Source organism: Bradyrhizobium sp. MV1.5, from assembly GCF_055807615.1.
Genome location: NZ_JBVVPL010000004.1, coordinates 190,518 through 216,681, shown reverse-complemented (window position 1 = coordinate 216,681; position 26,164 = coordinate 190,518). Strand labels below are relative to the sequence as shown.

Below are 26,164 nucleotides of genomic sequence, written 5' to 3'. Positions count from 1 at the left end.
CATCACATCCTGAACAGGCCGAATTTCGTCGGCTCGATCGGCGCATTCGACGCCGCCGAGAGGCCAAGGCCGAGCACCAGCCTTGTGTCGGCTGGGTCGATCACGCCGTCGTCCCACAGCCGCGCGGTCGCATAATATGGATGCCCCTGGCTCTCATATTGCGCGCGGATCGGCTCGCGGAATGTATCTTCGTCTTCTTTCGACCAGCTATCGCCCTTCGCCTCGATATTGTCGCGCCGGACCTGGCTCAGCACCATCGAGGCCTGCTCGCCGCCCATCACCGAGATGCGCGCGTTCGGCCACATCCACAGGAAGCGCGGTGAGTAGGCGCGGCCGCACATGCCATAATTACCGGCGCCGTAGGAGCCGCCGATCACCACAGTGAATTTCGGCACGGAGGCCGTCGCGACCGCCGTTACCAGCTTGGCGCCGTCGCGGGCGATGCCGCCGGCTTCGTATTTCTTGCCGACCATGAAGCCCGTGATGTTCTGCAGGAACACCAGCGGAATGCCGCGCTGGCAGCACAATTCGATGAAATGCGCACCCTTCAGCGAACTTTCGCTGAACAGAATGCCGTTGTTGGCGATGATGCCGACCGGAAAACCCCAGATGTGGGCGAAGCCGCACACCAGCGTCGTGCCGTAGAGCTTCTTGAACTCGTCGAACTCGGAACCGTCGACGACGCGCGCGATGATGTCGCGCACATCGAACGGCTTGCGCCCGTCGACGGGCACCACGCCGTAGATCTCTTCCGCCGCAAACAAGGGATCACGCGGCGGATGCATGTTGAGGTTTGGCCGTACCGATGGCTTCAGCGTACCGACGATGCGGCGGGCGATGCCGATCGCATGCGCGTCGTTCTGGGCGTAATGATCGGTCACCCCCGATTGCCGCGAATGCACGTCGGCGCCACCGAGCTCCTCGGCGGTCACCACCTCGCCCGTCGCCGCCTTCACCAGCGGCGGCCCGCCGAGGAAGATGGTCCCTTGATTGCGCACGATGATGCTCTCGTCCGACATCGCGGGGACATAGGCGCCGCCGGCGGTGCAGGAGCCCATCACGATGGCGATTTGCGGGATGCCTTGCGACGACATCTGGGCCTGGTTGTAGAAGATGCGGCCAAAGTGCCGCTCGTCCGGAAAGATCTCGTCCTGCAGCGGCAGGAAGGCGCCGCCGGAATCGACCATGTAGACGCAGGGAAGATTGTTCTGCCGCGCCACGTCCTGCGCACGCAGATGCTTCTTCACGGTTATGGGATAATAAGTGCCACCCTTGATGGTGGCGTCGTTGGCGACGATCACGCATTCGCGGCCCGAGATGCGCCCGACCCCGGTGACGACGCTCGCCGAATGCACGTCGCCGCCATAGAGGCCATAGGCCGCGAGCGGCGACAGCTCCATGAACGAGGTGCCGGGATCGACCAGCAGGTCGACGCGCTCGCGCGCCAGCATCTTGCCGCGCGAGGTATGGCGGTTGCGCGAGACCTCGCCGCCGCCGCCGGCGACCTGGCTCAGCTTTTCGCGCAAATCCGCGACGAGAGTGCGCATGGCCTCGGAATTGCGGGCAAAGTCCGATGAAGACGTATCGATGCTGGAATGGAGCGGCATGTTGATTCCAATTGCGTGAAGGTTTTAAGCCGTCTCGGCCATCAATTCGCGCCCGATCAGCATGCGCCGGACCTCCGAGGTGCCGGCGCCGATCTCATAGAGCTTGGCATCGCGCCACAGACGTCCGACCGGAAATTCGGATGTGTAGCCGACCCCGCCCAACGCCTGGATCGCCTCGCCCGCCATCCAGGTCGCCTTCTCGGCGGAATAGAGGATTGCAGCGGCGGCGTCCTTGCGCAAGCTGCGCGCGTGATCGGCGCGGTCGCAGGCACGCCCCACCGCATAGACATAGGCACGCGTGGCCTGCCAGGTCGCATACATGTCGGCGAGCTTGCCCTGCATGAGCTGGAAGTCGCCGATCGGCTGCCCGAACTGCTTGCGCTCGTGCATGTAGGGCACCACCGCGTCCATGCAGGCCGCCATGATCCCGAGTGGGCCGCCCGAGAGCACCGTGCGCTCATAGTCGAGCCCGGACATCAGCACCTTGACGCCCTCGCCCACCTTGCCAAGCACGTTCTCCTCCGGCACTTCGCATTCGTCGAAGAACAGCGGATACGTGTTGGAGCCGCGCATGCCGAGCTTGTCGAGATGCTGGCCGTGGCTGAAGCCCTTCGTCCCCTTCTCGACCAGGAAGGCGGTCATGCCGCGTGGACCCGCTTCCGGATCGGTCTTGGCATAGACCACCAGCACGTCGGCATCGCCGCCATTGGTGATCCACATCTTCGAGCCGTTGAGCACATAACGGTCGCCGCGCTTGTCGGCGCGCAGTTTCATCGAGACGACGTCTGAGCCGGCGCCGGGCTCGGACATCGCGAGCGCGCCGACATATTCGCCGGAGATCAGCTTTGGCAGATAGCGCTCGCGCTGCGCATCATTGCCGTTGCGGCGGATCTGGTTGACGCAGAGATTTGAGTGGGCGCCGTAGGAGAGCCCGACCGCGGCCGAGCCGCGCGAAATCTCCTCCATCGCGACGATATGGGCGAGATAACCCATGTTGGAGCCGCCATATTGCTCCGGCGCGGTCATGCCGAGCAGGCCGAGGTCGCCGAGGCGCTTCCACAGGTCCGCCGGGAATAGATTGGCTCTCTCGATATCGGCGGCACGCGGGGCGATCTCCGCCTCCACGAAGGCGCGCAGCGTGTCGCGCAGCATGCTGATGTCTTCGCCCAGATCGAAATCGATGCTCGGGATATTCAAGGCGATTCCTCCGTATTTTGGGGACCGAACCTAGCGGCAACGGGGCCCTTCTGCCGTCGAAAAGGTTGCATTTTCCGCCAAACTTGGCGAGGATTTTCCCAGAGGGTTTCCGATGCCTTTTCAAGTCGCAACCGCGATCCCGCGCCGTGCCGTGACCCCTGCCGCCTTCGTCCGCGGCGTCGTTGCCGCTTACGAACGCTACGGCCGCGATCCGACCGAGGCGCTGAGCCGGGGTCAGGTAACGCCAGACCTTGTCAATTCTCCGGATGGGCGGGTCACGGCCGGCCAGTTCGAGGCGCTGGCGGGCCACGCCATGCGCGAACTGGATGACGAGGCGCTCGGCTGGTTCTCGCGGCGGCTGCCCTTCGGCACCTACGGCATGCTGTGCCGCGCCTCAATCACCGCCCCGACGCTGGAGGTCGCGCTCAAGCGCTGGTGTCGGCACCATCGTCTGCTTACAGAAGACGTGCTGCTCGATCTCGAGGTCGGCAAGGAGACCGCGGTCGTGTCCATCCGCGAACTGGCCGACCTCGGACCTTTACGCGAATTCTGCCTGGTCACCCTGCTCCGCTATGTTCTCGGCTTTTCCTGCTGGGCTGTGGATTCCAGGATCGCGCTCCGCACCGCGGAATTTCCACACCCCGAGCCCGGCCACGTCTCGGTCTATCCGACCATCTTTTGCCGAAACATCCGCTTCGATGCGGACCGTGCTTCCATCACCTTCGACAAGCATTATCTGTCGCTGCCGCTCACCCGGAGCGCGGCGGACCTCGACAACATGCTCAAGGGCGCGCTGCGGCTGACAGTGCTACCCTATCGGCGCGACCGGCTGCTGGTCGAGCGCGTTCGCCGCGTGCTCCGCAATGCGCGCGGACGCAGTCTCGGAGCCGAGGATGTCGCGCGCGAGCTGGCACTCTCCACCCGCACCATGCATCGGCGCCTGCGCGATGAAGCGACCTCGCTTCGCGATCTCAAGGAAGAGGCAAAATTCGAGCTTGCCAAGCAGGAGCTGATGCGCGGTCGTAGCCCGATCAAGCGGATCGCGGAGGTCGCCGGCTTCCGCAACGAGAAGAGCTTTTCCCGCGCCTTCCGCACCTGGGCCGGCACCTCACCGCGCGAGTTTCGCGGCAGGTATCGCTGACGCGGGGGCTCTCACGCTGATTCATTTCGAAACCGGTCTCGGTCAGTTCGAGTTTGCCTGCCCACCCGGGCGAAGCTTGGTGCGCGACTGCGTCTGCTTCGGCTGGAAGGCCAGCGCTCACAGTTAGGTGAGTTACTTATCTTTTTATCCGCCTCATCCGAACTTGTATCCGGGTAAGGGAATCACTCCGGCGCCTTCGGATTTTTGGATGTCGTTGCGCGAGCCACGTTTGGGAGCCTTCGCCGCCGAACTATCCTGCCGCCGCGATCTCCTGCAACGGCAGCGGAACGTCCTTTGCCACGCCCAGCACCGGGAAGCTGCGGACGTTCTTCACGTTCGGCATCGCGGCGAAATGCAGGAGCTGCTGGCGCATGCTCTCGACGCTCGGCGCAACGCATTTGAGAAGATAGTCGGTGTCGCCCGAAATCCGCCAGCACTGCTGGATACGGGGGATCGCCGCGACCGAGCTCTCGAACGCCGCCAGCACCGGCTGGGCCTGGCTGCCGAGCTGGATCGAGGCGAACGACACCACCTCGTAGCCGAGCAGCCGCTCGTCGATGACGGCGCGCACCGCCCGGATCACGCCGCGGCTGAACAGCGATTTCAGCCGCCTCACGCAGTTGGGCCCGGACACCCCGACGCGCAGCGCCAGCTCGTTGTTGCGAACCCGCCCGTCCTGCTGCAATTCGGAGAGTATTTTCAGATCGACGCCGTCGAGCTGGTCACGCCCCGCCATAGCCCACCTCGTCATGCTCGACTTATGCGAGGCAGCGAAGCACGGAGCGGATTGGCTGCCAAGGGCAGGACTATGGGAAGAATGCGCATGGTTGGCCGAGCTTATTCCCGCCAGCCGCGGGCTCTTACGCGGGGGCTAAAACAAGGATGCCCGGGACCCGGCTCCGCCAAGGCTTCGCCGGGCATTCAGTGTTGGGCCGGCGAAGCTTCAGCGAAGACGGCAAGCCCGGGCATGACGCGAGTCACGGAGCGTGGCCCGTCCTCAATGCGTCCAGGGTTCGCCGCGGCGGAACGAGAAATTGTCCGCATAGGCGACCGGACGGCGCACCGATTCCTTCGGCTCGATCACCTGGTAGGCGATGCCCTTGCGCTCGCAATAGGCGACCGCCTCTTCCTTGCTGTGGAAGTGCAGCGTGATCTGCTGCTTCATGTCGCCGGACGAGGTCCAGCCCATCAGCGGCTCGACCGCGCGCGGCTGCTCGGGCTCGTAGTCGAGCTGCCATTCCTTGGTCTTCGACCGGCCGGATTGCATCGCGTTCTTGGCGGGCTTGAAAATGCGTGCGGTCATGGATCGTCCGGCCCTCTTCTCGTCTTTTCGTTCGATTTCGATGCGTCACGGTAGCAGTTGGTGGAAACCGCGGGCATAGTATAGAGACACCTTTTGGGAACTAATCGGTGATTCCGGCCCCCGGGATGCCTCGCCGACCGGTATAATCACTATGCTGCATCGTGACAATTGCGTACCCGCCTTCCGCGCCGGGATCTCGCCCGGCGGCCCTGCTTCGTTGACGCCCACCTATCCGTCCCCTCCGAAAGCTCCCGTCGCATGTCCTTCCTGAACATCAACGCCACGCTTCCCGAGAAGGGCCGTGACCTCAGGCTCGACCTGTTTCGCGGCATCGCGAACTGGGCGATCTTCCTCGACCATATCCCCGACAACGTGGTGAACTGGATCACCACCCGCAACTACGGCTTTTCCGACGCCGCCGATCTGTTCGTTTTCATCTCCGGCTACACCGCCTCCTTCGTCTATGCCCGGATGATGCTCGAGCGCGGCTTCCTGGTCGGCGCCACGAGGCTGACCAAGCGGGTCTGGCAGCTCTACGTCGCCCACATCATCCTGTTCGTGATCTACATCGCCTCGATCAGCTATCTGGCGCTGCGCTTCGGCGATTCCGAGATGATCAACGAGTTCAACGTCGCGGGCCTGGTCGACAACGCCACCGAGACGCTGCGCCAGGGCCTGTTCCTGCGCTTCAAGCCGCTCAATCTCGACGTGCTGCCACTCTACATCGTGCTGATGGGGCTGTTTCCGCCGGTGCTCTGGTTCATGCTGCGCAAGCCGGACCTGACGATGGCATTGTCCATCGTGCTGTGGCTGACCGCGCGCCATTTCGGCTTGAACCTGAACGCCTATCCGGCCGGACAGTGGTACTTCAACCCGTATTGCTGGCAGGTGCTGTTCGTGTTCGGCGCCTGGTGCGCCATGGGCGGCGCGCGGCGCTCGATGACGTTGATCAACGCGCCGGTCACGCTGTGGCTCTGTCTCGGCTACATGCTGTTCGCGCTGGTCATGACCATGGCCGGCCGCTTCCCGACCCTCGGCGGTATGTTCCCGGAATGGCTGTTCTCGGCGTTCAATCCGAATGACAAGACCAATCTTGCGCCCTACCGCTTCATCCACTTCGTCGTGATCGTGATCCTGGTGATCCGCTTCGTGCCGAAGGACTGGCCGGGCCTGGAATGGAAAGGGTTCGACCCCATCATCGTGTGCGGCCAGCAGTCGCTCGCCGTGTTCTGCGTCGGCGTGTTCCTGTCCTTCGTCGGTCATTTCGAGCTGTCGATGAGCTCGGGCTCGCTGTTCGCGCAGATCTTCGTCAGCGTCGCCGGCATCGCGATCATGACGACGGTGGCCTATTACATCTCCTGGTCGAAGAAGCAGGACAAGCCGCTGAAGCCGCCGCCGCCCAAGCCTGCGGCCGCAAAAGCAGGCTGAGCCGGTTGCCTGGTCCTCCAGGCTCCGTTCAGTCCGCTGGACTGTTTCGGCTTGTCCGGGATCGGATTGACCTGCCTCAACCAGGGCGGCGCCCCGCCGGCCTAATGTCGCCGCGACGCACCCGCCGCAGCGATGTCGGCGCCCTCCCCTCGGACAAGGCCCAAGCACATGCCCTCTCATTTTCACGCCGTGGTATGGATCGACCATTCCCAGGCCCGGATCTTCCATCTCGGTCTGAGCGGCTCGGACGAAATCACACTGCATCCGCAGTTGGCGACGCGTCATCTTCATCACAAGGCCAACGCGATTGGCAGCGGCCATGCCGCGCCGGACAAGGCGTTCCTTGCCGACGTGACCAAAGCCCTCGCCGATGCCGGCGAAATCCTGATCATCGGTCCGGCGAGTGGAAAGACGGAGCTTGCCAGCCACATTCGCGCACACGCGCCCGACATCGCCACGCGGATTGCCGCGGTGGAAGCGGCCGATCATCCCTCCGATAACGAAATCGTCGCCTACGCGAAGCGTCACTTCAAATTGCCGCTGCCGCGTGTGCAGACGCCGGGATCGGCCGCGGGCGAGAGGCATTCGGGTTAACGGGCGCGGCCTGCTAGGCCGCCACTTCGCCGTCGTACTCGGTAAACTTCTTGTAGATCCAGTCGCGACCGTCGTGGCGGCGCCAGACCTTGCCGTAAACGAGCTGTCCGTTGATCGAGCGGCGCGGCACGAACACCGTCCAGAGGTGCCAGATCTCGGTCCAGCTCGCCTGCGGACCGATGGTTCGGACGTTGCGATCGAAAGACATGATGCAGAACTCACAAGATACGAGCGCTGCGACGAACTGTGATGTCGTGTGAGCACGATTTCAGGCAGCCCATCGCAAGCCGGACCGATCTGATAACAGGCACGAAGGCCGCCGCAACAACCGCTCGCCCTTAACCTAACCGGTCAACCTTACTTCCTGTGAGCGCGTGGCAAGACCGGTTGAAAGCGGTCGCCGATTTTCCTAGACTGTGTGCGATTTGAGAATGAGCGCGTCGTTTTGAGGACGCGCGGTTATTTCCAGACTGACGCGAATTTTTGAAAACGATTGATGGGCGGGGGCCACTACGATGAATTTGCAATGTGCATGTCTGCGCTTGGCGCTACGATCGACGCCGCCTGCTCTGCCTGCGAAGGCGCCGGAGCAAGAGCCGCGGAAGGTCGCCAACGACAATCAGCTGGCCTGGCCGTTCCTGCCGTTTCCGTTCGGCTGGTACGCGACGAACTGATGGTTGGAAAAGCGTAACGCCGCGCAAGCGGAATATCATCGCTTGGCGGCGTCCGTTAGGCATTGGGCGCTGAAATCCCCCAACACCTATGTGTCTGGGGCGACGCCTAAAGGTTCGACAAAGTTTCAGGAATTCCGCGCCGCCCGATCCGCCCCAATGCCTTGAAAAATCGCGCGGAAGTCGCGTTGCGCAGGGAATGAGCGCCGAGGGTTGGGAAGCTTTGGCAGCTCCAGGCATCGGCACTGAACGCGCCTTGTCGGCTTGGCCGGGATCGCCTGGCGCCTCGTCGAACGGTTGCTGTTCTGAGGCGCGGGTCTGGCCCACCTCGGGACTGGTCGGGGCAGCTGGATTCGAACCAACGACCTGCAGTACCCAAAACTGCCGCGCTACCAGGCTGCGCTATACCCCGAATGTCCGGCGAGCCCCGTCGATACACGCTTCCCAAAGCGCCAGCAAGCCTTCCAAAGGCACCAGCAAGCTTTCCCAAAAGAGCGCCAGGACGGGGGCAATAGCTCCCCTTCCCGCCTACTTGCTGCCGAACAGCGGGTGGCCGACGCGATCGCCGGCGCGGATGCCATATTTTTGTGCCGTGCCTGCCACCACCTCCAGAACAGCCCGTGCGGGCCCCCTGGATGAGATGATCTTTGTCGACATCGGCTCGGTATTTTCGGCGATGCGCAGGATTCGGCCGTCGGCGCGAATGAAGATCATGTCGAGCGAGACGTAGGTGTTCTTCATCCACATCGACACCTCCTGCTCGGGATTGAAGTCGAACAGCATGCCTTTGCCGTCCGCCAGTTCCTTGCGGTACATCAGGCCGGTCTGCTTCTCCTCCTCGGTGGTCGCGATCTCGACCGAGAACACCTGCACGCCGTTTTTGGTGACGATCTCGAGCGGCTGGAAGCTGGCGGCGCGGACCGGCGCGCTCGCGACGGCACAGCCGGCGACGACGAGGATGGCGGCAAGCCAGCCCTTCGCAACGGCGAAGACGGCCTTTCGATCGAAATTCATGGATGGCTCTCGAGGCGTGGGACTGGACCAGTCCTTACGTGGCGGTCGCCGGAAAAGCCAGAGGCGCGCCGGCCAGCCAGCGCGCCTCTGCTCACGATTGCGGGAATTGGATCAGTGGGACGAGACCGGTGATCCCGTCTCGGGATGGATCTCGGCCGCCATCATACCCTTGGAGCCGGGCCCGAAGCGGACCAGGACATACTGACCGGGCCGCAACTCGGTCATGCCGAAGCGGCGCAGCGTCTCCATGTGCACGAAGATGTCGGGGGTGCCCTCGCCGCATGTCAGAAAGCCGAAACCGCGCAGCCGGTTGAACCACTTGACCTGAGCCCGCTCCAGCCCGCTGGTCGCTGTCACCGTGACATGGGTGCGCGGCGGCAGCATCTGCGCCGGATGGATCGCAGTCGACTCGTCCATCGAGACCACGCGGAACGCCTGGTACCCCTTGGCGCGCTGGATGCACTCGACGACGATGCGGGCGCCCTCGTAGGCGGTCTGGAAGCCGTCGCGCCTAAGCACGGTAACGTGCAGGAGCACGTCGGGCCAACCATTGTCGGGAACGATGAAGCCGTAGCCCTTTGAGGCATCGAACCATTTGATGACGCCGTGAACCTCGACGAGGTTGGCGCTGCTCTCACCGAGTCCGGTGAAGGGACTGAGTGCGCTGTCGCGGCCGCCCCCGCCGTGTTCGCCCACCGCGGGAACTCCGACCTTCTTGGACTCAAATCCGTCCGACGACCCCATAACCCCGGACCCCACACATGCCATGCAACCCGCCTGAATGGCGGCGCCGAATCACGCGTCTTTAGAGAATCTTCTCAACTCGACGCGACGCGAATCTTTCGACTCAAAAGATAACACTCCCGGTTGCGAGGCATAGACAAAAAAGAGATTCGCCGGAACCTATGAACAGCTTGCACAGCCGCGAATCAAATTGCTGCCTCAATTACCGACAAAGGGCCCGAGCGTTTCGCCGATGTCGTGGCGGATCACGAGGTCGGCGATGTCGTCCTGGTCGGTAGGCTCGCGATTGACGATCACCAGGCGCGCACCCGATTCCTTCGCCATCATCGGAAAGCCGGCGGCCGGCCATACCACCAGCGAGGAACCGATCGCGATGAAGAGGTCGCAGGCTTGCGACAGCGCGGTCGCGCGCTGCATTTCGTCCTCGGGCATCATCTGGCCGAAGGAGATCGTGGCGGTCTTCACCGGCTCGTCGCACACGGTACAGTTGGGCGCGGCGCCCTCCTCGTCGATGCGGCGCTTCACCCAGTCGAGCGGATAGGCCTGACCGCATCCGATGCAGCGCGCATACGTGGTGTTGCCGTGAAGTTCGATCACGTGATCGCTCGCGACGCCTGAGGCCTGGTGCAGATTGTCGATGTTCTGGGTGATGATCGCGGGAACCTTGCCGGCGCGGTAGAGCGAGGCGAGCGCGCGATGGCCGCGACCGGGCCTCGCCGCCGCAAAGACCTCCTCCATCGCGAAGCGCCGGCGCCAGGATTCGTCGCGCGCCTCCCGGCTGGCGACGAACTCGTCGAATGGGATCGGGCGGTTGCGCGTCCAAATTCCGCCCGGCGAGCGGAAGTCGGGGATGCCGCACTCTGTCGAGATGCCGGCGCCGGTGAACGGCACGATCCGTTTGGCTTCGGCGATCATGTCGCCGAGACGCTCGACGCCGCTGCGAAGATCCGATGCAATCAACGCGGCCTCCCGTTTTGCTTTGCCGATTGGCTTGGCTGATCGGTTTTGCTGATTTGTTTTTGCGCTAGCTGCAACATGTGCAAGCGACAAGATTATTGACGCTGTTATCCACTGCCGCGCAAGACGCGGTCGGCAATTTTTTCCGACCCTCGCTTATCACAATCCTGCAATGCCTCCTCCCCATTGACGCCCCAATCAGAAGCGCCAATGCATGTGTTGATGCGACTCAATGTGATTGCGGCGGCAGTGCTTGGGTTCAGTAGGACACATACTCACGTGCAGAGGGGATTTGAAATGACCGAGGACGAACAGCGTAAAATCCGCGAACGCGAAGAGATCGCCGCCCGTGTCGCCGCCTTCCGTGCCACCCAGGAAAAATTCAAACGCGAGCGTGACGAGTATTTCGTGTCGACGCTCGACAACGCGCGCAAGGTGGAACGGCCCTCGCTCTGGCCGTAACGACACCAGATCACCAGGCATGAAAAGAGCCCGGAGCGTTGCTCCGGGCTCTTTCGTTTGTTCAGCCGTTACCAGTGACGGTAATAATGGTGGCGGCGGTAGTACGGTCCATCGCCGTAATAGGCGTACGGACCAGGGCCGTAAGCGTAGGCCGGGCGGCCATAGTAGCCATACCCCGGGCCGTAGCCGTAGCCATAAGGATGGGATGCGGCGACAGCGCCCGCGGTGATGGCGCCGGCCGCAAGGCCGAATGCGAGGCCCGGACCGATGCCGCGGCCGCGCGCCTCAGCGGGCGCAGGCGCCGCGACCGCAGTCACGCCGACGGCCGCAACGGTAGCCAGAACTGCCAGTGTCTTCCTGATCATAAATGTCCTCCTTCGTATCTCGCACAGACAACGCCGGCGCGTTGCGATGGTTGCGCGCAAGCCTGTGGAACCGAGCTCGGAATAAATCCGGCCACGCATGGAACAGGCGCGCGTTCCGCGAATTGTTTGTTCAAGTGCGGAAGCCTCCGCCGTCGGGTTGAGGCAACAGCACGAAGACCCCGTCAGCATCGCCAATGCTGGCGGGGTTTTCAGTTTTACGACAGCAAATTGGCAACGCACCACCATTGCTGCCAGCGGGGAGCGTCTAGGAGGATGAAGTGCCGATATCCAAATTGCTGGCCCGTATCCGCAGGCTCGTTCCCAGATCCGGCGATCAGCATTACGACGAGATCGTCCGCAGTTTCGGTGTCGGCACGCTGCGCCCGCCGCCGACGCCGATGAGCGACGGCGAACTGGCGCGGGCCATTGCGGAGTTCCTCAAGGAACAGCCGTCGAGCGAGTCCGTAGGCGCCCTCGGCCGGCGGCTCGACCCCACCACCCCGCTTTGAGGTGCCGTTGTTCTTGTCCGGGAACATGCGCTTCGCGCGCACGTGGCGTAGCCTTCAAGGAGAAAAGAGGCCGACATGCCCGTTTGGCTCGAAGTTCTGCTCAACCTGTCCGGCTATGCCGGCTTCGTGGCGCTCGCCTCACAGGGCACCGCGTGCCCAAGCAATTCCGCCGACCATCAGATCTCCGGCGACGACCGCTAATTCGCGTGCGGTGTCTGGCCGGCCGTGCGCATCAGCCGGTCGGCCTTGACCGCGACACGCGTGTCCTCGAGCTGTGGCCGCAGCGAGATACTGATCACTACGAATGCCAGACAAAAAAGCGTGCCGACGATGGCGACGCGCCGGTAGGTGTGGCGGTCGCCCTGATAAAAACTCGGTTCTGAAAAAGGTGTCATGAATTCGTTCTTGGCAAAATTGCTTGTTGGTCAAAGTCGCTTGTTGGCAAAGTCGGATCGCGTCTTCGCCAGACACCTATCCCAAGCAGCGGCAAGCGCAACGCGATTGCGCTTTTAACCTAACCGAATAGGGTTATCGGCTTCGCGGCAAGCTTCCGTTAGGAGTTGGCGAAGCGTCTCCAGAACTCGGCGAGCCGCTTCAAGCTCGAAGCCGAAGCTTCTGGCGATCCGCCGTCCGGCTTTGTTCCAGCTTCACCTGCCTTTCGTTCTCGAAGAACGAATCGGAATCGCAGAAATCGGCGCGAAGCAAGTCTTAACACTTCGTTTGTGCGCAAACGATCGCATCATCGCCAACGATCGCGCGCTCACATCGCGTCTTCGGATTTCCATCGCGGTGGCACCTGCGGAACCGACGGCCTGCCTTTGCGCAAGCGCGGGTGCCGGTCGTACCAAAACACTTTTGCGATCTCGGCAAACATCTCGAGCAACCAGCACGCATCCATGTCGCGTCTCCCTCGCCTCATCTCGTAGCGAGGACACGCGGACGGGACTGTGCGAAGCATCACGCCGGCTTGGTCAGGAAGGGCGCGTCCCGCATCGACACAGAAGCCACGGCTTGTTCTGCATCCGACTCCATTTCGTTCGCAAGGAACGAATCGGAGTCGAGAAATCAGCACAAAACGATTCCTAACGATCGGTGAAGGCCGGCGCGATTGCCTGTTATCATCCACGTAGTGCGACGCTCATCACGCCGCTTGCTTCACCGTCTCCTTCCCCGACAGGTCCTTCTCCGAAAAGCATTCGAGGATCTGGATGCGGAGTTCTTCCGCGGCCGGACCTTCGAGCTTCCTGAGTTGATTCCAGAGCCTGATCACTTCGCGTTGTTTCTCGACAGTCATGGGCACCTCCAACCAAATGGTCGCCGCCAAAGAGATGCTTCACTAGAACAAATGAAGAACACAAAGTCCAGCCCCTCCTCGCGAAATTCGCCGGGCAGATCGCCTTGAGCCTTCCGCACGCCGGCGCGGTTGCTTTTTGGGTTTTCAACCTTAAGTTCGAGAACGCGGCGGGCGGCGCGGCGCTGAAATCCCATCGCAGCCAGCTAAGAAGGCCCCGTGCGAAAGCGCGGGGTTTTTCTTTTGGGGAACGCGCCATCGCCCTCCCCGTTAGTCATTCCGGAGCGAGGGACCGTGTCCAGAAAATACTACGCCGTCGAAGTGGTGCGTCAGATCGAGGAGACCGTGGAGATCATGGTCGAAGCGCCGGATCAGACCGCCGCACATGATGCAGCGCTCGCGCACCTGAAGGCGCGCGGCTCCGAATATCAGTGGCTCAATCCCAAATGCGATCTCGTCGTCTGGCGCGAGCGCCAGGTCGATACGCCGGCGATCATCGACGTGTCCGTGTCGCCGGACTAGCGGCCGGAACGAATTTTCCCGGCCCGCGTTGTCAGGTCGAATTCAGTGGTGCTGGCGGCATGTCGCGACGCGGCCGGCCAGCTTGAAGAGCCCCGGTCCCCAAGCCCGGGGTTTTTCTTTGAGAGCGGTGGCCCGAACAGCAAAGCAGCCACCCCGGGTGTTACGCCGGGTGGCTGCTTTGAGAACTGTCGACGCTCGCCTCTGTCCGCCTGTTAGACCAGCAAAGTCAGACCGGCAGATTGTCGGTCATCCCGGGTGGGACTTCGCCTTGCTTGGTCCGCTCGGCGAGAAGCTCCTTTTCGGCCTCGTACCAGAAGGTGTCCATCGTGCCCGCGGGCTCGCCGGCCTCCTTCCAGAGGTGATAAGCCCGATTTCGAATCTCTTCTTCGCTGAGACCAGTCATGTGATTTCTCCCTTTCGGAAGCAAAGCCTGACGACGCCCGAGAGTTCCCTAAGAGAGTTCCTTATTGGTTCAGCACAAGCAAGCAGTCATTGCAGCACTCCGCGGCAGCACTCCGCAAAAAGGAGAGTCCACAACGAAAACGCGAGCCCTTGGCGAGCCCTTAGACGGAGTCCTTGGCCACCTTCAGAGGAGAGGCCTTCACCGACTTGCTCGCCGGCTTCGCGGCGAACTGCATCGGCTCCTTGGTGAAGGGATTGACGCCCATGCGGGCTTCAGTCGCCGGCTTGTTCACCACCGACATCTTCACGAAGCCGGGAATGACGAATTCGCCGGACTCGTTGAGCTCTTTGTAGCCAACCGTCGCCATATACTCGATGACCGACTTCACGTCGTTCTTCGACAGCTGCGTGCCCTCGGCAATTGCATCGATCAACTGAGTCTTGGTCATCTTCGCCATGTCTGAATTTCCTTCTGTGCGCGCGAGCAGGCTTTGCTCAGGACGCGGTCCGACCGCGCAACGCGCTTCTGATTCATGCCAACTTTCATGAAGTGACGGGGCTTAGAACCCATCGACGGCCAAAACGCAAGCAGGGGGTTCTGCGGAGGGCCGCACGCCCCGGCAAAGATGCCGCAGCTTGCGCCGTTTTCGCGTTGAACCATTTTCTCCCGGAGGCGTCTAACTCTTTGAAGTCCCCAAACTTCACCCCATCAGAGAGCCCCGCTTCCCCCAGGCGGGGCTTTCGCGTTTGCCGGGAGCCCTGCCGCGCATTGCCGATCCGGCTGGGCCCCGAGGTCTGCGCCGGGGCCACGCGGGTGACCGTCACAAGGCAGGTTCTCTTTTCCGGCCATCTCCTGCATAATGCAGCATGGCAAAAACAAAAGTGACCTTCAAAACCGTCCGCATTGCAGACAACGACTGGAAAATCCTGGCGGATTACCCGGACAGCGAACAGCGCGAGATCAAGGGCTTCACCAGCAAGGCAGACGCCGACGACTGGATCAACGGCGACCGCAAGATCGCGTGGCTCCGCTCCCAGGGATATGCCAAGTAAAACGCGCATAAGTCACGCGCGCATTGTGTGACCGCCCAAATGGGTACGAGGCGCGCTTAGTCCTTCCCCGCTCCAGATGCTCTTCCCGTGCCGGCGTTTGTCGAGCAGGCGGCAACGCCCGCTCGTCTTATCGGCCTCGCGAGGGACGCCTGGTCGAGAAACCTGTGATCGGGCATGCGCCGTTGAGACTTCGGTAACCTAACGCCTCCAAGCTCCTGTCAGTATCGTTGCGTTGGAGTACCCCACAGTGCTGGATTTTAACGAGCTGCGTGAACTCGCAGCCGATGTTCGCGTGTTCGTCGAAATTGCCGAAGACAAGGCCGAGGCGCTTCGGGCCGTCATCACGGCCTATGACGTGGTGCTCGCGATCTTCCCGTCCGGAGAGGGCATGGGCCTCCACGTCATCAAGGGCGGCGAGATCCTGGACCAGATTGCAAAATCACGAACCCATGCGAGCTACAGCCACACGGCGATCGCGGTTCCTGACCTGGAGCATGCGGAAGTGCTCAAGCACCTAACGGGCCCGGCCGACCAGCGCATTGCGGCTTAGAGCGTTTTCAGCGAAGTCGATACCGGTTCGCGCGAAGAAAACGCGTCATAACAATCTGGAGCGGTTCTGATTCCATCAGAACCGAAAGTACCCTCGTTGCAGACGAGATTTTTTGCACTCCGGAACGCCCTGTTTTAGGAACACGGCTTCCGCGCTCCCGTTGGCCCACACAACCAACCAGGAGTTTGAGATGAAGAAGCTCGTCGTTGCGACCGCCGCCCTCGGCCTCATGTGCGGGGCTGCCTTTGCGCAGAACCAGACCGGCCCTGCCCCACAGTCCGACAACATGCAGAAGCCCGGCATGACCAACACGGACAAGGGCACGATGACCAAGGGCACGACCGGCATGAGCCATGACGGCATGAGCAAGGGCGGAATGGTGAAGCCCGACGCCTCCGGCCAGGGCGGCTCCGGCCCCGGCAGCGACCAGGGCGGCACCAGGACCCGCAGCAACATGAAGTAAGCCGGCTTCCTGTACGGCTCGCTTCCCAGCCGCGCCGCTTCCACAAGCGGCACGGCCATTTCATGATGCGGGTCTTTTTGGAACCTGTCGCATTGCACTCCTCACAATCCCGCGCGTGCCGGAACGGCCAGGTCTCGCCGCGAGTTGCCCCATCTCCAGCAAGGAGATCGTCATGAGCGTTGAAGGTAAAGTGAAGGAAGGCGCCGGGTTCATCAAAGAAGAGATGAACGAACACGGCAAGTCCCCCGAGAGCCAGAAGAAGGCCCAGGAAGGTCGCGATTTGCGCAACGAAGGCCGGATCGAAGACGGCAAGCCGCCGAAGACGACGAAGCCCGGCACCGGTCGCTAATCGCGTTTCGAAAACGCCGCTTGGCGAAAGCCGCCTCTGGTCATGTCAGGGGCGGTTTTTCACGTTCATGATCGGAGGATACGTGCGCGCCTGCGTCGAGCCCTCAGGATGAGGTTAGTTTTGCGGGCGAGATATCAGACCCTCATGGTGAGGAGCCCGCCAAAGCGGGCGTCTCGAACCATGCAGCGCCGTGGCTGGTAGAACGCTGCGGCTGTTGTATGGTCGCACGTTTCTTGTGAGGGGCTGATGAAGATTGCCATTGTTATCGCCGGGTTGATCGTTGTTGCTGCTGCCGTTCTCGTGGCGGTACAGCCCGGCTTTCTGAAGCCTGCGTCTCTGGCACTCGTGCAGAAGTCCGATATCCTCGGCTTTTCGCCCGGCATGACATTCGACGAGACCAACAAGGTCGTCACGCAACGGCGCTACCGCTGCCGTCAGCTTCGCGATTCTCACGTCCTTGAATGCGTAGTCGACGGCGCCAAGATCACGATCTTTGCCGACGACGTTGACCCCAGGAATCCGGACCCCAAACATCCCATCTGGCGCGTCAATGCGGAGCTGAGCAATCCGGGTCCCCAGGACGCTGCTTCCAAAGACGCTGCAGTCAAATCGATATCCGACCAGTTCAACGCCCAGCCAACCCGGGACGCCCGGGAGGGATGGACATGGACCGTCGGCCGTGGGCTGAAGCTGAGCTACGACGGCGCCGCCTTGAAGCTCGTGGACGAAGCCGAGGAAATCAGGCGTGGCAAGCAGGAAGCAAAGCGCTAGCGAGCGCTCCTGTGGCCGTGCCTTTGATGTAGGGCACAGCAATCAATCCGCCTCAGATGCATGTCTCATCGCCGGCGCATCCAACAGTTATTCTATCGCATCCGCGCAACCGTTCCTTGAATAAGTTTCCCGCCCAGATTGTACTCACTTGGAATGAACGTGGCGGGGTTTGGTGCGGATCTTAAGGCATCGATGCTGGCGAAGAGCACCGCGATCACGCAGCCAACGGCGCGTCACCGTTATTCCCGTCGGATGGGCGAACATCCGGCATCACGGTCATTGCCGGATCACTCCGGTAGGCCGCGGATTGCCAGCTTGGCGACCGTAAGAACGACGAAGGCGACTGCCCCGTAAACGATTGCATTCACGGCCCAGGTGATGGCGACGCCCAGGAAAACGGAACTGCCGACAGCTCCCCAGAATAGGTAAGCTGCAGATATGCCCGGCATCTCCCATGCCATCAAAGCGATGGAGTAATCGGTGAGCTGCTCCATGACGAGCAGCACCGTCGAGACGAGCGCCCCGATTGCCAGTGCGAGGACGAGAACGGATTTCATTGTCTTCAAAGGCCCAACAGCCCCATCAGTATCGGAATCATAAAAAAGGCTGCCAGGCCGAGGAGACCTCCTACGGCAATTTTCACCCAACGCCGTTGGATCTTCGGCTCGAGCCATGTCGCCAGTTTCACCCAGAGCGCATACGCCCATCCAGCAACAATCGAGCGGATCAGTGCAAACAGAAGCTCGCCTAGAATATTGGTCATGGCGGTTAGTCGCGTCATCTCAGCGAGGAGTTCATCTGGCAACGGCTAAACAACCCTGTCTACCCGTGAGTGAGGTGGCCACATTCTGCGGTTTGCGTCACCGTTCTGACGACCCGGTTAGCGCATGATGCGCCGCTGCACTCAAAGCCGCGCCAATATTATGGAGCGTTGCTAAGCTCGCCTATAAGCTTCCATAGTTTCGCGTTTACATCTTTCAGTTCGTCAGCCGTCGACTTGATATCGGCGGCTCGAAGTCGCCTTCCCTTCCGGGAGTGAAACAGTGGCGTAAGAGCAACGTCTGCTTCCGGCGTATCAGGGTTATAGCTAACAATCATGCGTTGATGTGCGACGAGATTGCGGACGCCCCGATGCGTGTTCAGTTCCTTGTACACCTCTTTCCAAAGAGCGATTTCCTTTCGTCTATCGGCGTGTTGGATCATAAAGTCCACGAGCTTTGACTTCCTGTCGAAGCTCCCTTGAGAGGCAAACATTTCCTTCGCGGCCTCGACCGGCACCGGACCGCTCACGATGCAGAAGATGACGGCTAGAAGGTTTTCCGCGTTCGATAGTTCGATCACGGCACGCCCAGCCTGTTCGTAGACCTCACGCTTTTCCTCCTCGCCTGGAGGAGGAGGTATCAAGGCCCTAGTTAGAGCCACCACTAACGGGCTTGGCTTTTCTGCCATTTACGTCTCAGTGCTTGAGGATAAGTCCGATGACGGCGAGGCCGAAACCCATGCACCACTGCCAGTACTTCAGCCAGAAGTCGGCCACGACGTGCGCGGCCAAAGAAGTCCAATGCCTTTCGTAGTCCCCTTGCAGAATGAATACGAAACCGTCGGGGTCATTGCGCAGCGGCACATACTTCCCGTCCCACCAGCGTTTCAGCAATTGCTTCATGCGAATCACTCCGTTTTTTAGACGGAGACCATCTATCATCCTCGGATTCGCCGAAGTGCAAGGTTGAGAGTCCTATCCCCCGATGAAACATTGTGGTTGAGGGGAAAGGGCAAAAATGCTGATTTCGCTTGACCACGCACGATTTGACGGCGAATCGCAATTCACCACCCTCGGAGAAGAGGTGGCTTTATGCCGGTTCCTGTGCCCCGCTCGGCCACGCCCCGGGTAGGGTTCGTTTGACGGCGGGCTCATTCGGGTAGATCGGACCTAGACGCAAATCGCCTTTGGGCCAAGCACTGAGCTGGCCGAAGTATCAGTTCTCTCCAGTGCTCGGCTTGCTCACCAGTCCATCACGTTCCTAAGCGAGCCGATAGCCTTTGACGGCTTCCCCTTGACAGAATCAGCAGCGGTAACACCAGAAATCCCAACGCCGTCGAGCCAAACAGTGTGCTTCTTGTTTAGAAGATCGGGATTCTTCCTTCGACAGATGAAAATCATGAGCGCTTCGAGTGCGATCAACCAATCTCTGTTGGGCCTCGCAAAGCCTTTTGTGTTTTTCCTTCCTTTTCGCCAGGAAGTGCAGATAGAGCGTTCCCTTCTGCCAATTATTTTTCGAATTCAGCTGCGAAATCATACGCAGATTGCGTTGGTTAAATACCTCCTTCCGAAAAATTTGCTTAGTTGTCACTCCGACGTACATCGGTTTGTAGCTACCGCGATTGTGCAAGGAATACACATAAATCCCTATGGCGCTGGATAGGCCAGATCCGACTTCATCGTCTACCAGCTCCCATGCTTCTCGTTGCCATTTGCTGTCAAACACCGCGTCGCGATTAACAGGATATGGCCCAAATACCTCAAACAACTTTGGCATAAGGTGTCTCCCACCTGCGTCAAGGAGGCTGCGCCTCACTCGACGCGCTTGATCGCCTTAGTTTGTAAGCCGTCGGAAACTGACGGTTCTTCCCTTTTGCTGCCACAGGTCATCCGCGGGAATGCCCCGTCGCCGAGATTACCGTGTCTCGCTCACTCCACGATTCTATTATGTACACGGAAAAGGTGATATTAAAAAGCGTTTCAACCTGAGGCCTGCGATGCCAATCATAAAGTTCGCCGGGAAGATTCTGCCCGAGGTCATACAAATCACAATCAACGATCACCCAGCTATTGATTGGCTGGATTCTGAACGCGGAACGCAAATTGCTTTCAAAATCTCCATCAATCAGGGCGCCGTCGCCGTTGAGTGCACACTCGATAAATACGATCAGGAAATTGATTTAGTACGGATCTACATGCGGGCTTTCGATTTGGTCCGCGCGACAGTAGACCTCACCTGCTTTTCCACCGGCTATGGCCTTTCGGTAATAATCGATTCCTATACCAATCCCGAAGGGGTAACGACGCCGTTCGTGCCTCATGATCCCCAGCTAGCCGCGCTATGCACTGCGTTCAGTATGAGCCCCGCAACCTCCATCGAACAGAACGCTTTTCATAAGATACTGACACTTGTCCTGTCGGACTGGCGCATCTTTCGCATTCTCAGACAGCTCATAGAAGCCAATACTGTACCGCATGAATCTTCGGTCAACTGCGCGCGCGTCGTCGAGGGCATCCGTCACCATCTCGCCTCGCCTGGTGCAAGCACCAAAAAAAGTTGGGAAGACATGCGCAATAGCCTGCATCTGTCGCTGGACTATCTCAAGCTGATTACCGACACATCGAGCGCTCCCAGACACGGGGATTCAACTCACATACCAGGCGCAACGACGGTTGAAATCGCGGCGCGAACTTGGACGATAATGAACCGGTTCTTGGAATTGAAGAAACGGAACATAGCGCAGCTTCCTATTAGCGAATTTTTACTTCTATGAACGATCACGGAAACGCCCTATGCTCCACCCTAGAAGACGTGACCGCGCAGCAGGTTCATGCGCTATCGCCACCCCGGCGCCCTTTCGGCTTTGGTTAACGCTTGGCGGGTTTCCTTCACCAGCCGTTCCGCCCTCACGCACACGTGCCGCCCCCTGCCCCTCCTCCCACTTTCCTGCTATCTCCTACCCCGCCGTCCCGGCCCAAACCAAAAACCCCCCATTCGTTCAAGGGAGCAACAACCATGCGATACCTCCACACCATGCTGCGCGTGCGCAATCTCGACGTCGCGCTGAAGTTTTACCAGGATGCGCTGGGACTGAAGGAGGTGCGGCGGATCGAGAACGACAAGGGGCGCTTCACGCTGGTGTTCCTGTGCTCGTCGGACGATCTCGAGGCGCTCAAGAAGCAGCCGCAGTCGCGCGGCGCGCCGCTGGTCGAGCTCACCTGGAATTGGGACGAGGAAAAATATGGCGAGGACCGCTTCTTCGGCCACCTCGCCTATGAGGTCGACGACATCTACGCCACTTGCGAGAAGCTGATGAAGGCCGGCGTCACCATCAACCGTCCCCCGCGCGACGGCAACATGGCCTTCGTCCGTTCGCCGGATCTGCACTCGATCGAGATCTTGCAGAAGGGCGAGCCGAAGCCGCCGCAGGAGCCGTGGTCGTCGATGCCCAACATCGGCCATTGGTAGAGCCTTTTTGCGGGAACCAGCTCCTGTCCCACGCGTTCTTTCTTCGACAATGCAATTGGAGGAGAACGCGATGGGACGCGGAATTTTGTTGTGGATGTTGGGTGTGCCGATCCCGGTGATCATTCTGCTGTGGCTGTTCTTCGGCCGCTGATCGCCTGACCAGCTTGACCTTGCAATGAAAGCTCCGCCTCGGGCGGGGCTTTTTGCATGCCGACCTTTTTGCATGAGAGGATCGGTGCAATCGCGCGTCGCTTGCCGCAGTGAATTCCGCTATCACCCGGGCTTGCAGCCTGCATGGAGCGCACGCGTCATCCGAGACTGACGCTGCCGAAGCACCCCGGATTGCGCTTCGCTCCATCCGGGCTACAAGTTAAAAAACGCCTGGGGAGGATGACGTGCCGGAGCAAAAGCTGACGATCTGGGGCCGCGCCAATTCGGTCAACGTGCAGAAAGTGCTGTGGTGCCTTGCCGAGCTTGGCCTGGCTTACGAGCGCATCGACGCCGGGATGGCGTTTGGCAAGACCCGCGAGGCCGACTATCTCGCGATGAACCCCAATGCGCGAATCCCGACGCTGGTCGAGGGCGACTTCACGCTGTGGGAATCCAATTCAATCATGCGCTATCTCTGCCTCGCGCACGGGCGCGGCACGCAAATCTATCCCGAGGCGCCGAAGCTCCGCGCTAGCGTCGACCGCTGGCTCGACTGGACGCTGTCGATGGTGCAGCCGGTCGACCGCCCGGTGTTCTGGGGCCTCGTGCGCACGCCGCCCGCCGAGCGGGACATGATCCAGCTGCAGAAGGATGCCGATGCCGCCGCCGAGGTCTGGGCCATCGCCGACCGCCTGCTCTCCACGCGCCCGTTCATGGACGGCGATGCGTTCACCCTCGCCGACATCGCGATCGGCGCCTATGCGCGGCGCTGGCTCGGCGTCGAGGGCATCGCCCGGCCCGCGCAGCCGCATTTGACGCGCTGGCTCGCCGAGCTCGGCAAACGGCCCGGTTTTGCGCAATTTGTGGCGCCGCCGATGTCGTGAGCGGTGACGCGGCTTAAACTCCGTTGAGAGCACGATGAATCGGCATTCTCGCGCGCGCCGCCGGGAGGTGGCGGCTACTGTGCATGGGGTTGTTTTCGCGTTTTTTGTTAAGGCCAGCCGCGCTCGAACAAAAGCACGCAGACGATGAGCACAAGGGTGACGGCCGCGGTGGCGAGCCGCGCGGTCCAGCTCAGGCCGCGGCCGACCCACCACAGCAGCGCGCAATACATCACGAACGGGACGACGATCTCGGGCCGCATGATGTCCGGCGGCATCGACGTCAGCGCCCGACCGCGGTCTCGACGCTGATCGAACCGCCGATCTTGACGCAGGTGCCGGTGCTCTCGACCATATCGAAGCCGCGGCCATAGGCGGCGCAGGAGCCCGCTTTCGCGCTTCCGCCGGCCCCCTTCAGCGGCAAGGCCTTGCCGGCCTGTGGGCGCCCCGCAGGCGGCAGACGCAAGGCTTCCGCCGCGGCCGCGGACATGGTCAGCAACGAGATCAGGATAAGGAGCGGCGCACGCATGCGGGCCGTTCTAGCCCGGACAGGCGCCGCGCGCCATCGGGGGTCGCTTGGCCCCGGTTCAGATGAACTTGATGCCGGCCGATTTGCCACGGCGCCACACCACCTGGCAGCTCCGCCCGGTCCGCGCATCGCGCGCGAACGCCATCCGGATCACGCCCGGGAGCTGGCTCGCATCCTCGTCCAGTGTGATCTTGGCGCCCGTGGCGGAGATGTCCTGGACCAGGCATTGCCGTGCCGCGAATCCGCCCTCGAGCGTGATCCAGGCATGCCGCGACAGCGACTTGCGGGCTGCGCGCTTCTTGGGCGGTGGCATCTGCTCAAATTCTCCCAGTCCAGCGCTAGCCCAGGGAACCTAAGAAACCGTTGAATTCGCCCCGACTGATCCTGGGGTGGGATGCTATCCACCGGTGTCAAAAGACCGTTCCCGAACGGCTTGCCCAGGGCGCCAAAGGCCATTATAGGTTCGCCCGCTGCAGCCGCCGGGCATGACTCGGGCGGCCAGCGGCCGTGCCGCGATAAGCGGCGGGGCCCTGGGTTTGCTCCCTTCGTCTATCGGTTAGGACGCCACCCTTTCACGGTGGAGAGAGCGGTTCGATTCCGCTAGGGAGCGCCATCATCGGCGCTTAAATCCCCCGCTAATTCAGCCACTTATCTGAAATGATTGAAGCTCCCGTGACGCTCGCAGGACCGCGCGGCAACGTCAAACTGAGCATCAAGATCAATTCGCCACCGACCGCACGGGTACCAAGGCCAGCAGGGTCGCGGCCCGAATGACGAGACGCTGGAGGCTTACTGGCGCGGTCTTGCCGATCGGAAGACAGCCGAGGCGAAGCCGACCTATAATGCCTCAATCCACCGCTCGATCGTGGCGTCGGCATCGCCGACGTGCTCCACCATGTTCGACACCAATTCGTTGGCCCTGTCGCGCTCGGTACGCAGATCGGCAATGGTTCGTTCGGCAACCCTGAGCTTGTCCTCAAGCTCGAATGTGCGCTCTGCCTCCTGATCGGCGTCCACGGCGCTCGCAACAAGCGGCAGCCTCGGCCTTCAGTGCGTCAGTCTTCCGACTGGCATGTCCGATGTCGATCCGACAGCGGCCGAACCGGAAAGATCGCCGAGGCATTTGCCGCTCTTCCGGACTATCCAACGAGGTCAGGACGCGTAAACTATCCTCCGGTGGGTACTCGGAGACGGCATGAGCCAGCGCAAGTTCATGGGACTTGTGGGCGGTGCGGCGGCATCAGGGCCGGGTATTCCGCAAGCCGTACAGCGGCGCGCCAACACGGCCGCCGGGCCAGCTCACGACGATGAGCAAGAATTCCCATTGATCATCGCCAACATGCCTGCAAGCCCTCGCCAAAAGGCCTGGGCGGTGGGGGTCGCCGTCTTGCTCATTGTCGCTGCAGCGAGTATCGCGCCGTTCGCGACAATCCAGCTGGGCCAGATCAATGGCTTTGTTCCGGTGTTACAGACCGCTCTGGGCCTGGCCGAGTTCATCACGGCAGCCCTGCTGTTTGCGCAATTTGCGATCCAGCCTCAGCGGGCACTTCTCGCACTGGCAAGTGGATATGTTTTCAGCGGATCGTTTGCATTTTTGCAAACGCTCGCCTTTCCCAACGGCTACGCTCCCGCTGGTGTCATCGGGGATGGACTGAACAGCCCCGCTTGGCTGTACGTGTTTTGGCACACAGCCTTTCCCGCGGCGATCCTGGTCTACGGGTTCACGAAGGATCATTCGACTGTCGGCAGACCAGGCAGACCTGCACGAGCGAGCATCGCATTTGCCATCAGCTGTATCGCCATCGCGATAGCAGGTCTGGCGTGGCTAGTGACCGCGAAAGCCGAGCTTCTCCCCAGCTTCTATGTGAACGACGTCAGGCATCAGACGCCGCTTGGCAATCAGGTCAACCTGATACTTTTGATATGGAATGTGACTGCTCTAACCGTTTTGTTTGCGCGCATGCGCACCATTCTTGACCTTTGGCTGATGGTGACTTTGCTCGCCTACTTGCCGAACTTTTTGGTAGCAATCATCGGCAGCTCGGTTCGGTTCACCATCGGTTGGTACGCAGCACGCGGTTTCGTTCTGGTCGGCAGTTGCATGTTGCTGACCGTATTGCTCATCGAAACGATGTTTATCTATTCCCGCCTTGCCAGCGTCATCGCCCTGCAGCGGCGCGAACGAGCGAACCGGCTTCTCAGCATCGACGCGGTCACTGGCGCGATCGCCCACGAGCTGAGATCGCCGTTGGGGGCCATCTCGCTCAATGCTGCGACGGGCCTGAGCCACTTGCGGGCTGTCTCCCCTGAACTGGAGGAACTCGAGAACATCCTCTGTGACATCGAAGCTGACGGCGGCCGGGCCGCTGATATCATTTCGAGCATTCGAGAGATGACAATCAAAACGGCACACGGCGGCGCTTCGGCAAACGTCGAGGATATCGCCGAGCTTACGCTGAGACTTTTGAAGCACGATCTCCTGGCCAATGGTGTATCAGTAGCGACGGAGCTTCAGGGCAACATACCTCCAGTCGCCCTGGACGGCACTGAGCTTCAGCAGATTGTCCTGAACCTCTGCAAGAACGCGATTGACGCAATGAGTTCTGTCCCCGCCGATCAACGGCAGCTCCGTCTGAAAACCGCCCTCGATGGTAGCACAACCGTCCATTTGTCGGTCGAGGACTCAGGCACTGGCATCACACCGCGTCATCAAGAGCGCATCTTCGACCCTTTCTTCACGACGAAGCAAGGCGGTATGGGGTTGGGACTGGCCATCTCCTCTAACCTGGTCGCAAAGTGCGGAGGAAGGCTGAGGCTAGTCAAGTCGGACGTCAGGGGCTCCGTTTTCGAGTTGGAGATGCCAATCTCCGCTCAGTCTTCTGCGCAATAGCGGTACGAGGCCGTCACCATCGTTCCGCCTTTCGCTCGCTTCATCGAGATCATGATCGTGCCGAGGTTGGCGGCAAATTCCTACCCGCCCTT

General features: G+C 61.1%; 38 protein-coding genes and 2 tRNA genes. 17 read left to right on the top strand and 23 right to left on the bottom strand.

What is annotated here, in order from left to right:
- Window positions 1-2 precede the first annotated feature (2 nt).
- Together AC0L2J_RS06130 and AC0L2J_RS06125 are read right to left on the bottom strand one after the other, a co-directional pair.
- Window positions 3-1,607, bottom strand: coding sequence for a carboxyl transferase domain-containing protein (locus AC0L2J_RS06130; RefSeq protein ID WP_473387838.1), 1,605 nt, complete (start codon window positions 1,605-1,607; stop codon window positions 3-5).
- 24 nt (window positions 1,608-1,631) lie between these two features.
- Window positions 1,632-2,759: an isovaleryl-CoA dehydrogenase gene (locus AC0L2J_RS06125; RefSeq protein ID WP_473250818.1), complete on the bottom strand. Its 1,128-nt coding sequence runs from the start codon at window positions 2,757-2,759 to the stop codon at window positions 1,632-1,634.
- 157 nt (window positions 2,760-2,916) lie between these two features.
- Between AC0L2J_RS06125 and AC0L2J_RS06120 the strand changes: the two genes are divergently transcribed.
- Window positions 2,917-3,945: an AraC family transcriptional regulator gene (locus tag AC0L2J_RS06120; RefSeq protein ID WP_007610168.1), complete on the top strand. Its 1,029-nt coding sequence runs from the start codon at window positions 2,917-2,919 to the stop codon at window positions 3,943-3,945.
- A 250-nt stretch (window positions 3,946-4,195) separates the two neighbouring features.
- Here AC0L2J_RS06120 and AC0L2J_RS06115 read toward each other — a convergent pair whose 3' ends face one another.
- Together AC0L2J_RS06115 and AC0L2J_RS06110 are read right to left on the bottom strand one after the other, a co-directional pair.
- Window positions 4,196-4,681 (bottom strand): Lrp/AsnC family transcriptional regulator, encoded by a 486-nt coding sequence (locus AC0L2J_RS06115; protein ID WP_473387836.1) that lies wholly within the window; start codon window positions 4,679-4,681, stop codon window positions 4,196-4,198.
- Between the two features lie 261 nt (window positions 4,682-4,942).
- Window positions 4,943-5,248, bottom strand: coding sequence for an ETC complex I subunit (locus AC0L2J_RS06110; RefSeq protein ID WP_007591346.1), 306 nt, complete (start codon window positions 5,246-5,248; stop codon window positions 4,943-4,945).
- Between the two features lie 258 nt (window positions 5,249-5,506).
- On the opposite strand from AC0L2J_RS06110, the gene AC0L2J_RS06105 reads away from it, so the two are divergent.
- Entirely contained in the window at window positions 5,507-6,676 is a 1,170-nt protein-coding gene (locus AC0L2J_RS06105) for an OpgC domain-containing protein (RefSeq protein ID WP_007610166.1), read from the top strand.
- A 168-nt stretch (window positions 6,677-6,844) separates the two neighbouring features.
- Window positions 6,845-7,270: a translational machinery protein gene (locus AC0L2J_RS06100; RefSeq protein ID WP_473250787.1), complete on the top strand. Its 426-nt coding sequence runs from the start codon at window positions 6,845-6,847 to the stop codon at window positions 7,268-7,270.
- 13 nt (window positions 7,271-7,283) lie between these two features.
- Here the strand turns inward: AC0L2J_RS06100 and AC0L2J_RS06095 are convergent, their stop codons facing one another.
- The 5 genes from AC0L2J_RS06095 to AC0L2J_RS06075 form a co-directional block, all read right to left on the bottom strand.
- Complete coding sequence (locus AC0L2J_RS06095; RefSeq protein ID WP_007610164.1) at window positions 7,284-7,478, bottom strand: hypothetical protein; 195 nt, start codon at window positions 7,476-7,478, stop codon at window positions 7,284-7,286.
- 798 nt (window positions 7,479-8,276) lie between these two features.
- Window positions 8,277-8,353 (bottom strand) — tRNA-Pro (locus AC0L2J_RS06090).
- Between the two features lie 116 nt (window positions 8,354-8,469).
- Window positions 8,470-8,955, bottom strand: a complete 486-nt coding sequence (locus AC0L2J_RS06085; protein ID WP_007610156.1) for a DUF192 domain-containing protein — start codon at window positions 8,953-8,955, stop codon at window positions 8,470-8,472.
- Window positions 8,956-9,066: 111 nt separating this feature from the next.
- On the bottom strand, window positions 9,067-9,699 hold the full coding sequence (locus AC0L2J_RS06080) for a cold-shock protein (protein WP_018457757.1): 633 nt from the start codon (window positions 9,697-9,699) through the stop codon (window positions 9,067-9,069).
- A gap of 198 nt (window positions 9,700-9,897) precedes the next feature.
- Window positions 9,898-10,659 (bottom strand): SIR2 family NAD-dependent protein deacylase, encoded by a 762-nt coding sequence (locus tag AC0L2J_RS06075; protein WP_007610154.1) that lies wholly within the window; start codon window positions 10,657-10,659, stop codon window positions 9,898-9,900.
- 294 nt (window positions 10,660-10,953) lie between these two features.
- Here AC0L2J_RS06075 and AC0L2J_RS06070 point away from each other — a divergent pair, with 294 nt between their 5' ends.
- Entirely contained in the window at window positions 10,954-11,118 is a 165-nt protein-coding gene (locus AC0L2J_RS06070) for a hypothetical protein (protein WP_007610153.1), read from the top strand.
- 68 nt (window positions 11,119-11,186) lie between these two features.
- Here AC0L2J_RS06070 and AC0L2J_RS06065 read toward each other — a convergent pair whose 3' ends face one another.
- The gene (locus AC0L2J_RS06065; RefSeq protein WP_007610152.1) at window positions 11,187-11,483 is read right to left on the bottom strand and encodes a hypothetical protein; all 297 of its coding nucleotides are present in this window, start codon (window positions 11,481-11,483) and stop codon (window positions 11,187-11,189) included.
- A 278-nt stretch (window positions 11,484-11,761) separates the two neighbouring features.
- Here AC0L2J_RS06065 and AC0L2J_RS06060 point away from each other — a divergent pair, with 278 nt between their 5' ends.
- A complete protein-coding gene (locus AC0L2J_RS06060) occupies window positions 11,762-11,992 on the top strand; it encodes a hypothetical protein (protein WP_007610151.1) in 231 nt (76 codons plus the stop codon).
- 75 nt (window positions 11,993-12,067) lie between these two features.
- Window positions 12,068-12,193: a hypothetical protein gene (locus AC0L2J_RS06055; protein WP_473250784.1), complete on the top strand. Its 126-nt coding sequence runs from the start codon at window positions 12,068-12,070 to the stop codon at window positions 12,191-12,193.
- Here AC0L2J_RS06055 and AC0L2J_RS06050 read toward each other — a convergent pair.
- A complete protein-coding gene (locus AC0L2J_RS06050) occupies window positions 12,190-12,387 on the bottom strand; it encodes a hypothetical protein (protein WP_473387832.1) in 198 nt (65 codons plus the stop codon). The genes AC0L2J_RS06055 and AC0L2J_RS06050 overlap by 4 nt on opposite strands.
- A gap of 746 nt (window positions 12,388-13,133) precedes the next feature.
- The gene (locus tag AC0L2J_RS06045) at window positions 13,134-13,286 is read right to left on the bottom strand and encodes a hypothetical protein (RefSeq protein WP_007610141.1); all 153 of its coding nucleotides are present in this window, start codon (window positions 13,284-13,286) and stop codon (window positions 13,134-13,136) included.
- 291 nt (window positions 13,287-13,577) lie between these two features.
- On the opposite strand from AC0L2J_RS06045, the gene AC0L2J_RS06040 reads away from it, so the two are divergent.
- Window positions 13,578-13,805 carry a hypothetical protein gene (locus tag AC0L2J_RS06040; protein WP_473387829.1) on the top strand — a complete coding sequence of 76 codons (228 nt, stop codon included), beginning with the start codon at window positions 13,578-13,580 and terminating at the stop codon, window positions 13,803-13,805.
- Window positions 13,806-14,031: 226 nt separating this feature from the next.
- On the opposite strand, the gene AC0L2J_RS06035 is transcribed toward AC0L2J_RS06040, so the two are convergent.
- Both AC0L2J_RS06035 and AC0L2J_RS06030 read right to left on the bottom strand, forming a co-directional pair.
- A complete protein-coding gene (locus tag AC0L2J_RS06035; protein ID WP_007610132.1) occupies window positions 14,032-14,208 on the bottom strand; it encodes a DUF2934 domain-containing protein in 177 nt (58 codons plus the stop codon).
- A gap of 160 nt (window positions 14,209-14,368) precedes the next feature.
- A complete protein-coding gene (locus AC0L2J_RS06030; RefSeq protein WP_007591377.1) occupies window positions 14,369-14,665 on the bottom strand; it encodes an HU family DNA-binding protein in 297 nt (98 codons plus the stop codon).
- Between the two features lie 424 nt (window positions 14,666-15,089).
- Between AC0L2J_RS06030 and AC0L2J_RS06025 the strand changes: the two genes are divergently transcribed.
- The 5 genes from AC0L2J_RS06025 to AC0L2J_RS06005 all read left to right on the top strand — a co-directional run bounded on the left by AC0L2J_RS06025 (window position 15,090) and on the right by AC0L2J_RS06005 (window position 17,393).
- A complete protein-coding gene (locus AC0L2J_RS06025; protein ID WP_231170940.1) occupies window positions 15,090-15,260 on the top strand; it encodes a hypothetical protein in 171 nt (56 codons plus the stop codon).
- Window positions 15,261-15,507: 247 nt separating this feature from the next.
- On the top strand, window positions 15,508-15,810 hold the full coding sequence (locus AC0L2J_RS06020) for a hypothetical protein (RefSeq protein ID WP_007610128.1): 303 nt from the start codon (window positions 15,508-15,510) through the stop codon (window positions 15,808-15,810).
- Between the two features lie 190 nt (window positions 15,811-16,000).
- Window positions 16,001-16,273, top strand: a complete 273-nt coding sequence (locus AC0L2J_RS06015) for a hypothetical protein (RefSeq protein ID WP_007610125.1) — start codon at window positions 16,001-16,003, stop codon at window positions 16,271-16,273.
- Window positions 16,274-16,445: 172 nt separating this feature from the next.
- Entirely contained in the window at window positions 16,446-16,622 is a 177-nt protein-coding gene (locus AC0L2J_RS06010; protein WP_167552266.1) for a hypothetical protein, read from the top strand.
- Between the two features lie 246 nt (window positions 16,623-16,868).
- Window positions 16,869-17,393 (top strand): hypothetical protein, encoded by a 525-nt coding sequence (locus AC0L2J_RS06005; RefSeq protein ID WP_063994335.1) that lies wholly within the window; start codon window positions 16,869-16,871, stop codon window positions 17,391-17,393.
- A gap of 287 nt (window positions 17,394-17,680) precedes the next feature.
- On the opposite strand, the gene AC0L2J_RS06000 is transcribed toward AC0L2J_RS06005, so the two are convergent.
- The 5 genes from AC0L2J_RS06000 to AC0L2J_RS05980 all read right to left on the bottom strand — a co-directional run bounded on the left by AC0L2J_RS06000 (window position 17,681) and on the right by AC0L2J_RS05980 (window position 19,930).
- Entirely contained in the window at window positions 17,681-17,950 is a 270-nt protein-coding gene (locus AC0L2J_RS06000) for a hypothetical protein (protein ID WP_473387825.1), read from the bottom strand.
- A 5-nt stretch (window positions 17,951-17,955) separates the two neighbouring features.
- A complete protein-coding gene (locus tag AC0L2J_RS05995) occupies window positions 17,956-18,156 on the bottom strand; it encodes a hypothetical protein (RefSeq protein WP_473387822.1) in 201 nt (66 codons plus the stop codon).
- Between the two features lie 158 nt (window positions 18,157-18,314).
- Window positions 18,315-18,842 (bottom strand): hypothetical protein, encoded by a 528-nt coding sequence (locus AC0L2J_RS05990; protein ID WP_473387819.1) that lies wholly within the window; start codon window positions 18,840-18,842, stop codon window positions 18,315-18,317.
- Between the two features lie 7 nt (window positions 18,843-18,849).
- Window positions 18,850-19,056: a hypothetical protein gene (locus AC0L2J_RS05985; RefSeq protein WP_473387816.1), complete on the bottom strand. Its 207-nt coding sequence runs from the start codon at window positions 19,054-19,056 to the stop codon at window positions 18,850-18,852.
- Window positions 19,057-19,456: 400 nt separating this feature from the next.
- Complete coding sequence (locus AC0L2J_RS05980) at window positions 19,457-19,930, bottom strand: hypothetical protein (RefSeq protein WP_473387814.1); 474 nt, start codon at window positions 19,928-19,930, stop codon at window positions 19,457-19,459.
- 220 nt (window positions 19,931-20,150) lie between these two features.
- Between AC0L2J_RS05980 and AC0L2J_RS05975 the strand changes: the two genes are divergently transcribed.
- From AC0L2J_RS05975 to AC0L2J_RS05965, 3 genes are all read left to right on the top strand, one after another.
- A complete protein-coding gene (locus AC0L2J_RS05975) occupies window positions 20,151-20,927 on the top strand; it encodes a DUF8168 domain-containing protein (protein WP_473387812.1) in 777 nt (258 codons plus the stop codon).
- A 242-nt stretch (window positions 20,928-21,169) separates the two neighbouring features.
- A complete protein-coding gene (locus tag AC0L2J_RS05970) occupies window positions 21,170-21,622 on the top strand; it encodes a VOC family protein (protein ID WP_473387810.1) in 453 nt (150 codons plus the stop codon).
- A gap of 395 nt (window positions 21,623-22,017) precedes the next feature.
- Complete coding sequence (locus AC0L2J_RS05965; RefSeq protein ID WP_473387808.1) at window positions 22,018-22,656, top strand: glutathione S-transferase family protein; 639 nt, start codon at window positions 22,018-22,020, stop codon at window positions 22,654-22,656.
- Window positions 22,657-22,763: 107 nt separating this feature from the next.
- Here AC0L2J_RS05965 and AC0L2J_RS05960 read toward each other — a convergent pair whose 3' ends face one another.
- The 3 genes from AC0L2J_RS05960 to AC0L2J_RS05950 are packed head-to-tail and all read right to left on the bottom strand — an operon-like array spanning window position 22,764 to window position 23,495.
- Entirely contained in the window at window positions 22,764-22,931 is a 168-nt protein-coding gene (locus AC0L2J_RS05960) for a hypothetical protein (RefSeq protein WP_473387807.1), read from the bottom strand.
- A 5-nt stretch (window positions 22,932-22,936) separates the two neighbouring features.
- On the bottom strand, window positions 22,937-23,182 hold the full coding sequence (locus tag AC0L2J_RS05955) for a hypothetical protein (protein WP_473387806.1): 246 nt from the start codon (window positions 23,180-23,182) through the stop codon (window positions 22,937-22,939).
- A 58-nt stretch (window positions 23,183-23,240) separates the two neighbouring features.
- Entirely contained in the window at window positions 23,241-23,495 is a 255-nt protein-coding gene (locus AC0L2J_RS05950; protein ID WP_473387804.1) for a PilZ domain-containing protein, read from the bottom strand.
- A 225-nt stretch (window positions 23,496-23,720) separates the two neighbouring features.
- Here AC0L2J_RS05950 and AC0L2J_RS05945 point away from each other — a divergent pair.
- Window positions 23,721-23,795: transfer RNA gene (locus tag AC0L2J_RS05945), tRNA-Glu, on the top strand.
- 224 nt (window positions 23,796-24,019) lie between these two features.
- On the opposite strand, the gene AC0L2J_RS05940 is transcribed toward AC0L2J_RS05945, so the two are convergent.
- Entirely contained in the window at window positions 24,020-24,199 is a 180-nt protein-coding gene (locus AC0L2J_RS05940; RefSeq protein ID WP_063994261.1) for a hypothetical protein, read from the bottom strand.
- 178 nt (window positions 24,200-24,377) lie between these two features.
- On the opposite strand from AC0L2J_RS05940, the gene AC0L2J_RS05935 reads away from it, so the two are divergent.
- Window positions 24,378-26,072, top strand: a complete 1,695-nt coding sequence (locus AC0L2J_RS05935) for an MASE4 domain-containing protein (protein WP_007610058.1) — start codon at window positions 24,378-24,380, stop codon at window positions 26,070-26,072.
- The last annotated feature ends 92 nt before the right edge of the window (window positions 26,073-26,164 follow it).